The following is a 12,793-nucleotide window of genomic DNA, read 5'->3' on the forward strand; positions in this document are numbered from 1 at the left end:
GAAGGTGGAAATATGGTAAAATATAAGTCAATCAAAGAGTGGAACTTTGAGATGAAAAAACGTTAATCGAAAGGAGAAAGATTATATGAGAAAGTTTAAAGGACTAAAAAAAGCAACAGCTATTACTTGTGCATTGTCTATGGTCGTAGCTGGCTTGCCAATGAGTTCACCGGTTTTTGCAGCAACAGATGAGCAGAAGGCTATGGTGGCAGATGCAACAAAGAACCTTGCATTAAGTAAGACTACAAGCTTATTTCCAGAATGTGCAGAAGGGGCTCAAGCAAACTTAAATGATGGAAAGTTAAAAGCAGATGTAACAGGAGATGCACATTGTGCATTAAGTAAGAAAGGATGGGGCTATACTGGTGAAAGTTATGCAGTAATAGATTTAGGTGATTATTATGATGCATCAACTATTGAACAGGTATTAGTACAGTATAAGGATGCTGCAGCTAATGACACATGTATTACAAGAGGTTATGAAATTCAGTTCTCATCGGATAATGCTACTTGGAATACTGTTGCAAGTGCAGGAGAAGATGTGACATTTGACGAGGATAATTGTACGGTTAATGATATTAGTACAACTGGTGCAGTTAGATATGTTAGAGCATATTATCCTAAGACTGCAGATTACGGAATCCAGATTACAGAAATTGCAGTTTTAGATACAAATGGGGACGCAAAAACAGTAGAGGTTTCACATTGTGAAAATGCAGCAGGTGTTACTGTTAAATCAGAAGATTACAATCAGATTACATATAACATAACTGCAGGAGAAAATCAGGCAGATTATAAGTATATGGTATATGATGATAATGTACTTGTAGGTAATCAGGTTGAAGCAGGAAAGGACTATAGGATAGATGGTGTTTCAGCAGGAATTCACAAACTTAAAGTTGTTTCTTCATATAATGGAACAACATCAGAAGGAATTGATAGTGAAGAAGTTACTGTAAAAGATGCTTCTGAATTATACACATCACCTAGAAATATTGTAAACAAGAACAATAATGCAGATGTTTCAATAACAGATATAAGTTCATATTATAGCGATGAATATGCTGAATCAGCAGTTAATATGATTGATGGTTTGTTAACAGCAGGAGAAGAAAAAGATGTTGCATTTAGAACTGGAAAAACATCACCACAAAGTTTTGTTATTGATTTAGGAAGAGAATATAAGACAGCTGAATTAGACAGATTTATGATTGCATATACTAATCCAAGAACATATGCAAAGAAATATTCTATTGAGTTATCAGATGATGGCGCAGAGTATAAAGAGGTTGCATCAGGAGATTCATTAATTTGTGGAACAGATGGTGTTCAACCGGCTTATAGCAATGCTGTTAAGTTAGATAAATTATCAAATTATGAAGCGGAAAATGTAAGATATGTAAAAGTAACACTTTCAGAAGGAGCAGTTAATTACGGCTATGTTATCAATGAAATTGCAATCGTAGCAAATACGGATACTCCTACATATACCACAACAGTTGATATTGATGCACCAGCAGATTTGAAAGCAGAATCAACTAAATACGGTGTTATAGATTATGAAATCGTGGCAGGTGAAGGTCAGGAAGATTATGAATACAATGTTTACGTAGATGGTAAACTTGCAGCAGAGAAAGTAAAAGCTGGAAAGGGTCAGTTAACAGGAGTTACAGACGGTACTCATAATATTAGTGTTAAGACTGTAAAAGATGGCTCATTATCAAAAGCAGTTACAAAAACAGTTGTAGTTCCACTTGATATTGTAGAAGATGGCACAAACTTAGTAAATGAAAATACTAAATGGACTCTTAACAATGAATCAGACAATTGGTCAGATAATCCATGTGGAACAGGAACATCACTAGCAACAGGAAGTGTTGTTGCCGGAGGAAACTGGTATTCATTAATGGCGCATACAACACTTGTCTTTGAACAGGGAAAAGTATATACAGTTAAGTTTACAATCAAATCAAATGTTAAGAAACAGTTCTTAGTTGCAACAAATACAAATGGAGATAAATTCTTAGCAAGTTCTGCAACAGCAACTTGGACAGGAAATGATGAAGAAGGATATACATGTGATTATTCAGCAGAGTTTGAGTGGACAGCAGCAACTTCAAAACAGAATTTTATAATTGCATTAGGACAGTTAACAACTGAAAAGGATGGAGATAGAGGAATTAAAGAAGATGACTCTATTGCAGCAGGTGATAGCATCAATGTATCAGTTACTGATATAAGCGTTGTTGGTAAGACAAAGCAGGTTGAATCTTCAGATACAACAACATCAACAACAATACCAAGTACAACAACAAATCCAAGTGTAACAACACCAGATGCATCATCAGCAGACGTTACACAGCCAGACGTATCATCAGCAGATGTTACATCACCGGATGCATCATCAGCAGATGTATCAACACCGGATGTATCAACACCAGATGTATCAACACCAGATGCATCAACACCAGATGCATCAACACCAGATGTATCAACGCCAGATGCATCAACGCCAGACACATCAACTTCAGATGAAACAACAACACCTAAGGTAACAACAGTTAAACCAACAACAGCTAAGCCAACAACAGCTAAGCCAACAGTTAAGCCAACAGTTAAGCCAACAACAAAGAAAGCTTCTCTTAAGAGTACAAAGGTTACTAAGAAGGTTTCAAAGAAACTTAGCTCAAAGAAGGTTAAATTAACATTTAAGAAAGTTAAAGGCGCTAAGAAATATGACATTCAGGTTTCAACAAGTAAGAAGTTCAAAAAAGTACTTTACAAGAAGACTGTTAAGAAAACAAAAGTAACTCTTTCAAGCAAGAAGTTAAAGGGCAAGAAGAAATTATATGTTAGAGTAAAGGCAGTTGGAGCTAAGAAGTGGTCTAAGCCGGTTAAGATTAAAATTAAAAAGTAGTTTAAAATAATAAAAACATTTTTAAGAGGATAGTCATAATGCTATCCTCTTTTTTCGTAAATTGCCCCTATTAATTAATAGGAATCAATGCTATAATCGTAAAGTATCATTTGCCAAAAAATGTATAAAAATGGGCTAAAAATACGAAAATGACAAATGAAAACATTTAACAAAGAGGAGGGAAAACACATGTTAAAAAAAGCAGTTAAGAAATTTTTATCTGTGGTGCTTGCAACAGCAATGGTAGTGAGCAGTATAACTGTTTACGGTGCAAGTGTTAAAGTGCCGGAAGACAGAGTGCTAACATCTGTAAAGGAATATAGTATAGCACCTGGAATTAAAGAGAAACACATTACAACAGTAGATAAGGATGGAAATAATCAGGTTCAGGCCTATATGGCAGAAATTGATTTGAAAACATCTAGTGTTGGAATGATGGCTGGTTATAAGAACTATGATAAGACTGGTAAATGGGGCATGCAGACAGTTCGAGATCAGGCGAAAGCAGCAGAAAAAGCAACAGGAAAAACAATCGTAGCAGCAATTAATGGTGACTATTTTGATATGGGAACAGGTCAGCCATGGGGTTCATTAGTTATGGGTGGAGATATTGTTCAGACTCAGAATGATCATCCATACTTTGCAATAATGAAAGATGGAACAGCTGATTGTAGAGAAGCATATGAACCTTTAGATGATGTAGTTGAAGCTATCGGTTCACCATTCTTTCTTGTAAAAGATGGAAAAGCTTTAGAAGAATTAGCAGCGGATCCTTATGCAATGCCAAGATGTGCAGTAGGTATTAAGGCAGACGGTTCAGTTATCATATATGAAGCGGATGGTAGACAGGCACCAAAGTCATGTGGTCAGTCACTTTATGAAACTGCAAAACAAATGGAAGCTATGGGGTGTGTTGAAGCATTATATTTAGATGGTGGTGGTTCAGCTACATTTGCAACAAAAACAGAAGGAACAGATTCATTAGAAGTAAAGAATAGCCCATCTGATGGAACAGAAAGAAAGGTTTCTTCATCATTATTCATTTATTCAGATGCAAAAGCAGATGGTGAATTTGATCATGCAACAATCTCACCTTTAGAGGAAGTATATACACCAGGTTCAACTGTACAGTTTGAAGCAACAGGTGTTGACAGTGCAGGTGGAAAGGCAGATTTACCTAAAGAAGCAACTTTTGTATTAAAAGATGATAGCTTTGGTAAAATTGATGGAACAACAGGTCAATTTGTTTCTAATGGAACAGAAGGAACTGTAGAAGTACAGTTAAAGTCAGGAGATAATGTTGTTGGTAGCACAACAATTGAAGTAAGAAAACCGGACAGCATTACATTCGTAAATGATGAAGTAAACCTTGGTTTTGAAGAAGAAACAGATTTAGGTTTAACTGTTAAGTGGAACAACAGACAGGTTAATTATGCAGATGGTGATTTTATTTGGACAACTGAAAATGTAACAGATGCTAACAAACAGCCTAGTGATTCATCAATTGGTACATTTAAGGATAATAAATTTACATCATCAGACGGAAATACTTTATATGGAACTATCAGATGTAAGTACAAAGATAGCGACATCCAGGCAACAATTAATGTTGTTGTAGGATTACAGCCAACAGTTGTATATGACTTTGAAGACCATACAATGGAAGATGGAACAGTAATTCCTGCAGCAGACTGGTATTCAACAGCAGCAGACAAGAAAGAACCAAACGCCGGATTTAAGACAATGAATTACGGCAGAGGTGGTAACGAGTCTACAGAAGTTGTTGATATTGCAAGTGGTGAGCCTGTAAGATTTGGTAATCATTCGCTTAAATTAAACTATGACTTCTCACAGTGTGGAGCTGTTACAGAAGGTGCATGCGTAGGTCTTGAAAATCCATCAGGAGACATACCTGGAACACCAACAGGAATTGGTATGTATGTATATGCACCGGAAGGAATACCAAACTTCTGGTTGAGAATTCAGCTATATGATGCTAACGGAACAGTTCTTAACTTGAACTTTACAGAAGAAGCAAAATTGGATGAACATAAACTTGGTGGTTTCGATTGGACAGGTTGGAAATATGTAGAAGCCAGTTTAAAGGATTATCAGGCACCATACAAATTCCTTGGAAACAATATGATTAGACTTATGTTCGTAAACGGAACAGGTATGGGTAAATACGACAAGGATGGAAATGAAATTCAGCCAAGCGACCGTAAGGGAGCAATCTATATTGACAACATCCAGTTCGTATATGGAGCGAATACTGATGATATAGACAACCCAAGTATTGATACAATTTCAGCCAACGGAACTGAATTAAATGATGATGCAGTGCTTGACACAAACAATGTAACATTCACAGCAAGAGCATCAGACTTACAAAACAAATACACATCAGGTGTAGATTTTACAACAGCAAACGTATGGTTAGATGGTGTTAATCTTACAAATGGCGGTAGTATGCATACTGACGTAAGTAAGGATGAAATCTCATTAAATAACCAGAAACTTGCAAACGGAAAGCATACTATCAAATTCTCTGTCAGAGATAAGTTTGGTAACGAAGCGTCAAAGACAAAGACTTTTGAAGTGAAAAATAAAGATGACAATACAGTTACAATTAATGCTACTTCACAGGGAGAAGCAAATATTGGTGACGAGGCGAACATCGACTTTACAGCAAGTGATGCAAGTAAAGTTAATGAATTAACAGCAACAGTTAAATTAGCAAAAGGTTATTCTGATTATTCAGTAAGTTATGCTGAAGGCTTTGAACAGGCAAAAGAACCTGAATATAACAAAGCATACAATCAGGTAACAATCTATGCTAAGAAAAAAGCAAGTGAAACAAGTAATCAGATTGCAACTTATGCAGATACAGCAAACGAAGACTCAAATAAGATTGCAACATTATCTGTAAAGATTCCATTAGATGTAAGCGACGGAAGCAAATTCTCATATTCAATTCCTAGCGCAACATATAAGATTGCAGCAGGTGACGGTGAAGAAACATATACATTCGTTCAGGATACAGAATATACAGATATTGGAGATTACTACACAATTTCTTTCAGTGACTTAATTGAAGGAATGGACATTACAATGTCAGTTAAAGACAGCAAGACAGGCAAGAGAGTGAAAGGTGTATCTGTTTATAAGGAGGATGGTGAACTTCTTGGTAAGACAGATTTAAGAGGAAATATTACAACATCTAAGTTTCAGGAAGCACAGGCAATTTCAGTTTATGCTCAGGATGACAATGGACATCGTTCATTTATTACAAAGGCACAGACATACGCTACAGCCGGCAATGAAGATGGTACACCAACATTTGTTAAGGTTAATGCTGTCAAAGATTCAACATCTATGAAGAATATCACTTGGGTTTCAAAACCGGGCGTAAGTGAAGACACACCTGTTGTTTTATACGCAAAGAAGAGTGATTATGAAAAAGATGGAGACGCTGCATTCAAGAAGGTTGAAGGCAAGTGCAAACTTACATCTCTTTCAGGATATTCAGATGTAAAATCAAATAGAATTATCTATGCTAATTCAGCAGAAATTAATGATTTAGATGCTGATACAACTTACGTATACAAAGTTGGAGACGGAGATTTATGGTCTAAGGAATATGAATTTACAACTGCTTATAAGAATGAAGATACTAAGTTCTTCTTAGTTGGTGATACACAGGCAGAGGATACAACAATTATTTCTAAGATTACACATATGATTTCAAAAGAACACTATGATTTTGGTGTTCAGACAGGTGACTTTGTAGATGATCCTACAAAGTACAATTACTGGGATAATATTTTAACAGCCTTTGATGGGGATGTGTTCAAGGGTGTTGATATGATTCACGTAACAGGTAACCATGAATTAGCAGGTGATCCTGAATCAACAATTGCAAAGAATATGTTCAATATTGAAAGTGAACATCACTATTCAGTAACTTATGGAAATGTATACGTTGCAGTTATTGGATACACAGCTTCAAAGAATCAGACAATTGAAGATGCAAAATGGTTAGTAGAAGATGCAGCAAAGAGCAATGCAAAATGGAAAGTTGTTGTGTCACATCAACCACCTTATGGAACAAATGAAACAACACATGACTGCGAAAACGTACATAAGTATATTTCAGAAGCATGTGACCAAGCAGGTATTGATTTTATGTTCTCAGGACATGATCATGCTTATGCAAGAACAAATCCATTAAAGGCAGGCACAAGAGACACAGAAAACGGAACAGTATATTATGTATGTGGTTCAACAGGTGAAAAATCATACCCTGCAACAAATGTAAGAGGTTATGATTTCGCTAAATTTGGAAACACAGACTACGACGGAATTTATTTCTCAGTTGATGCAAATGCATCAGGATTTACCGTTGATGTATATGATCAGGATGGAGATTTATTAGACACATATACAAAGTCAAAAGGTGAATGTGTAAATGGAATCCATGATTATGTATATCAGGGAGATGGACATTTAATATGTAAGAAGTGTGATGGCTCAAGAAAAGTTGACGGTTACACAGGTATTGCAACTAATAAGGACAATGGTCTTCCAATGTTCTTTGCAAATGGAAATCTTGATAAGAACAGATGGAAAACAAATGACAATGACAACTACTATGTAGGAGAAGACGGAGTAGCAGTTACAGGCAAGAATACAATTGACGGAAAAGAATACACTTTTGATGAAAATGGTAAGTTTGTAAGAGGCTCATTTGTTGAAGAAGTTGTTAAGGATAAGAAAGGCAAAGATGTTACTATTACAAGATACTACACAGCAGGTGGTAGCTATGCATTAATGTGGCAGGAAATTGACGGAAATCTCTATTACTTCCAGAACAGCGGTAAAGAAATGGGTCGTATGTTATCAGGCGGTCAGTGGATTATCACAACAAGAGGTAAGAATACAAAGAGAACTTACACATTTGCTAAAGACGGTAAGCTTACAGTAGGTGCTTTTGAAGATGAACTTGATTCAGATGGAAATGTTAAGGGTACAAGATATTACTGGGGTGAAAATTATGTAACAGGTGAAGTAGAAATTAAGGGCAAGATGTACAAGTTTGATGAAAACGGCTACATGGTAAAAGAGCCTGAAACTACAACTGATACAACAACAGAACCAGCAACAACAGAACCTACTACAACAACAGAAAAGCCGACTACACCGGCAACTACAACACAAAAACCAACAACACAGAAGCCAACAACTGTAGTTACAACACAGAAACTTGGTAAGGCAAGTGTTGCTAAGAAATCAGCTAAGAGAGTTTCTAAGAAGAAAATCTCATTAATGGTTAAGAAGGTTAATAAGGCTAATGGATATCAGGTAAGAGTTTACACAACAAAGAAAAATGCTAATAACAACAAGAAAGCGTTAGTAACTTGTACAAAGAAAGTTGTAAAAGCTAATAAGAACGCGGTAACAATTAAAGTAACTTCTAAGAAGTTTAAGAATAAGAAAACTTTATATGCAAGAGTAAGAGCATTTAGAAAAGTTGGTAAGAATACATCTTATGGAAAATGGTCAAAACCTGTTAAGATTAAAAACAAATAAGAATAGGAGCAGATAATGTACAGAAAAATAGTTAAGAAAATTATTTCTTGTACAACAGTTTGCACTTTAATTTTAGGTATGAGCAGTGTCAATTTCGACACTGCTTATGCTGAAAATAGGAGTGGATCCGATGTTAGTACAGTAGCTGAAAAAAATACTGAAGACACAAAAGAAAATTTGGCAGGAAATACATCAAAAGACGATTACGATGTGACAAAAAGTGGTTTGCCTGTTGTATACATTAACACAGAAGGCAATGCAGAAATTGCATCTAAGGAAGACTACATTGATGCTAATTTAAAAATTCAGGATGCAGGAACAGATGGAACAGACGGAAAAGTAGAATATGATGGGGTTACAGAAGTAAAAGGTCATGGAAATTCTACATGGAGATGGTTTCCCAAAAAAGCATATAAATTAAAATTAAATAAGAAAACAAGCCTATTTGGAATGGGCAAAAATAAACATTGGTTATTACTTGCCAATTATATAGATGAAACTCAGATGAGAAATGCGCTTTCATCAAAGATAGGTAAAACACTTGGTGTAACAGCCATGGATACTGTTTGGGTTGAGGTGGTTCTTAATGGAAAAAACCTTGGAACTTACCAATTATGTGAACAGGTAAGAATATCAAAAGACAGAGCAGATACTTATGACTGGGAAGACACTGCAGGAACAATTGCAGAAAAAATCGCCAAGAAAAATGATTTGTCTAGTAAGGAAGAAAAGGCACTTTCAACACAAATGGAAGAAGACCTTAACTGGATGACAACTAAAACAGTTACATACAATGACGTTACATACAATATCGATGACTACTATGAAATTCCAAACGCTAACGGTGGATTCTTAATGGAAATTGACAACAATGCTGATGAGGCATCCTTGTTTTATACAGATAAGAAACAGTGTGTTATGTTTAAAAATCCGGAATTTATTAAAACAAACGAAACTGTCTTTAATAGCATTAAGACATATATGCAGAATTTTGAAAATGCCACATATAGCACAGACGGTTGTATTGACATAGACGGTGTAAAAACATCTTATACACAGTTATGTGATTTCGACTCTCTTGTAGCTTTTTGGTTTGCTTCTGAAATTCAGGTAAATGAATTTGGCGGAAGAAGTACATACGTTACAAAGGAAATAGATGGTGGTTTAACTTTTGGCCCTATTTGGGATTATGATTTCAGTTCAGGCTCTGTTGCACCTTTCGGAGCACAGGGAATTGAACGTTGGACTGCAAAGGACAGAACATGGTTCTCACAGTATGTAAAAGATCCTTACTTTGTTATAAAAGCAAGAGAACTTTACATGAAAAATAGAGATTTCTTAAATAATATTTATGCTGATGGAGGCTTACTTGACGGCTGGCATGACACATTAAAAACATCAGCTACACATAATGAAAGTATGTGGTTCTATTCAAAAGGTTTTGAAGGAGATTTTGCAACTTTAAAACAGTGGATGAAGAAGAGACTTACATGGATTAATGAACAGTTTGGAACAGACGCCTCAGCAATGAAATCATTTGGTGCACCTGTAAGCAAGGATATAACTGTTTCAATGACGGAAAATAATGGCACAAATAGCAACTATGGAAGCGGAGTTACTAACACTTCGGGAGCAAATGACTCTGGAAGTGATATTAATGAAACAAGCAAAGTTGTAACAAACAGCGACAACGCATTTCATGTAAGCACCAATACTGATAAGGTTACATTGAATTTTAAGTCAGATAACAAGGCTGATACTTCATTTAACTACTACATTAACGGAAAATACATTGATAATGTAAAATCTGAGAACAATGAAGTAGTAATAACAATTCCTGCAGAATTATTAACTAATAAAGATTCAAAGAACGTCGTTACAGTATGGGCAAAGGATGCAAATGGTAACCTTACAAGAATGAACTATGCTACTGTAAACTTTACAGATAAGCAAAGTCATACAGTAACATTCGAGGATGAAAAAGGAATTGAAACAACAGAAGTTTTAGATGGCGACACTGTTTACATGGACTATCCAAAATCAGATTCAGCTAATAGAATTTTTGTAGGCTGGACTGATGGAACAACAACTTATGACAAAGAATCACGCGTAGTTGTAAAAGAAGACATTGAACTGACACCTGTCTGGGAACAGTGTGCAGATGGAGGTTTGGAACATACATGGAAAGAAGAAGTACCTGAAGGTGATGACTTTGAATGTAGTACATGTGGAAAAACTAAATTAGACAAAAACACATACAAGGACATAACAAAGATTTACTGTAATTTAAGCTTAAGATACTCTAATAGCTATACAGGTGGAGAAACAATACCAACAATTGATGTATACTATGATAATAAGAAATTAACAAAAGATGTTGATTATACAATCTCATTTAGAAATGACGTCAATGTAGGTTACGCTACATACACAATTAAGGGTATTAAGAAAAATGGCTTCAAAGGAACAGCGGAAATGTCATATAGAATAATACCAAGAGCCATTTATGCGTGTGTTTCTTATAATATTTTAGGGACTTATGAATATACAGGAAAGCCAATAGAGGCTAAGAATTATTCTGTAAGATTAATTAACAATGAACTAAACTATAATTGCCTATTAACTGAAGGAGTAGACTACACAGTAACATATCAAAATAATGTTGAAGTAGGTGAAGGAACAGCTATCCTTACAGGATTTGGTAACTTTAATAATACAAAGAATGTAAAAATGACTATAATCCCGGCAAAGGTAAAAGCTTTTGTAGGCAAAGCAAACGGCAAAAATGTAACATTGTCATGGAATAAGTCAGAAGAAGTAAATGGCTACAATGTTTACAGAAGAACAACTTCTACAGAAGAATGGACAAAAATCGCTGATGTGAAAGATACATCTTATGTAGATTCAGATATAAAAGAAGGCAAAACATATAGTTATGCAATTGAAGGCTACACTGCAAAAAACGACAAAACTTATGTAGGTAAGAAGGTTGAAATTGAAGTTAAGAATACTCAGAAAACAACAACTGAACCATCAACAACATGTAAAAAGCCTACAACAACAGCTAAGCCAACAACATCAAAGAACACAAGCAAACTTGCTAAGACAAAGCTTATAACTACAAGTAAAAAGAATAATTCTAAAAAGATTAGTATAAGTTTCAAAAAGGTTAAGGGAGCAAAGAAATATACAGTACAGATTTCTGCAACAAAGAATTTTAAAAAAGTTCTTGTTAAGAAAACAGTGAAGAAAACAAAAGTTTCAATAACAAGCTCAAAAGTTAAAAAGAAAAAGGTATTGTATGTAAGAGTAAAAGCTGTAGGCGCAGCTAAATGGTCCAAGCCAAAGAAAGTTAGAATTAAAAAATAAATACTTATTTTACTAAAATAAAAAATCAAACTGAAATATATTTGTCCGAGGAAGAAAACTCGATGTATTGTCAGTTTGATTTTTTTGTGCTATTTGCAATATAGTGAGTGACTTTTAGTTTTGTTATGTAATAAAAATTAATAAAAAAAACTTTTTTTATACAAAGAATATAAAAAATATACAGTGAATAGTGCAATTTGCGTAAAAATAATAACAAAAAATATACATAATACACAAAAAATCGCCAGGAGCCGTTACAAGGGGAAAAATTGTTTTATATAAAATTGACACTTAAAAAAAAAATGGTATACTTAAGTGGAGCCAAAAATTGGCAACAGAAGATTGAATGAAAATATTATAGGATGATTCAATCGGGTATGTTTTTTTACAATGAAAGGAGAAATAGAGATGAAAAAACAGCTTAAAAAAGCCGTAGCTATCGTTAGCGCATTAGCAATGGTAGTTGCAGGAATTACAGTAACTCCTAATTATGTAGGAGCAGAAACAACGGGAGTAGAAGCACCAGCAGAACAGTTAAAAGAAATTACTGGAGGTGCAGCAACTTGGTTCTATGATGAAGCAAAGACAAAAGGAATTACAAGTGTTGTAGAGATTCAGCACCCAGGTTTCGCTAGTGAAAAAGGTGTTTATGTAACAGTACCAGCAGCAATTTCAAAGGTTACTGTAAATGGTAATGATGAGAAAGCTTTAACAGCAATCCAGGGAGCTGGAGTTATAGTATATTTAACATCATTAACAAAAGAATACAACACAGTTGTAATTACATACTCTAATGGAGAAGGAACAGTTGTAATTAAGAATGTTAATGGAACAAAAGATACAGTAACTACAAAAGCAGACGTAACATCAGCAGACGTAACTTCACCAGATGCATCATCAGCAGACGTAACTTCACCA

At 35.0% G+C, this 12,793-nt stretch carries 4 protein-coding genes; all 4 read left to right on the top strand.

Annotated features, from left to right (window positions below; genetic code table 11):
* The first annotated feature begins 85 nt into the window (after nt 1-85).
* Entirely contained in the window at nt 86-2,917 is a 2,832-nt protein-coding gene (locus DWZ69_RS12340) for a discoidin domain-containing protein (protein WP_118436780.1), read from the top strand.
* A gap of 189 nt (nt 2,918-3,106) precedes the next feature.
* Nucleotides 3,107-8,506: a phosphodiester glycosidase family protein gene (locus DWZ69_RS08775; RefSeq protein ID WP_158573376.1), complete on the top strand. Its 5,400-nt coding sequence runs from the start codon at nt 3,107-3,109 to the stop codon at nt 8,504-8,506.
* Nucleotides 8,507-8,521: 15 nt separating this feature from the next.
* Nucleotides 8,522-11,875, top strand: coding sequence for a CotH kinase family protein (locus DWZ69_RS08780; protein WP_118436783.1), 3,354 nt, complete (start codon nt 8,522-8,524; stop codon nt 11,873-11,875).
* 408 nt (nt 11,876-12,283) lie between these two features.
* The coding region (locus DWZ69_RS08785; RefSeq protein WP_147364271.1) for a hypothetical protein at nt 12,284-12,793 on the top strand (510 nt) is incomplete at its 3' end.

It is taken from the genome of Eubacterium sp. AF34-35BH (assembly GCF_003477765.1).
In the GTDB taxonomy this organism is placed as follows: Bacteria; Bacillota; Clostridia; order Lachnospirales; family Lachnospiraceae; genus Eubacterium_G.

Coding starts and splice junctions, on each gene's coding strand:
- DWZ69_RS12340 (WP_118436780.1), top strand. CDS start 86: ATGAGAAAGTTTAAAGGACTAAAAAAAGCAACAGCTATTACTTGTGCA.
- DWZ69_RS08780 (WP_118436783.1), top strand. CDS start 8,522: ATGTACAGAAAAATAGTTAAGAAAATTATTTCTTGTACAACAGTTTGC.
- DWZ69_RS08775 (WP_158573376.1), top strand. CDS start 3,107: ATGTTAAAAAAAGCAGTTAAGAAATTTTTATCTGTGGTGCTTGCAACA.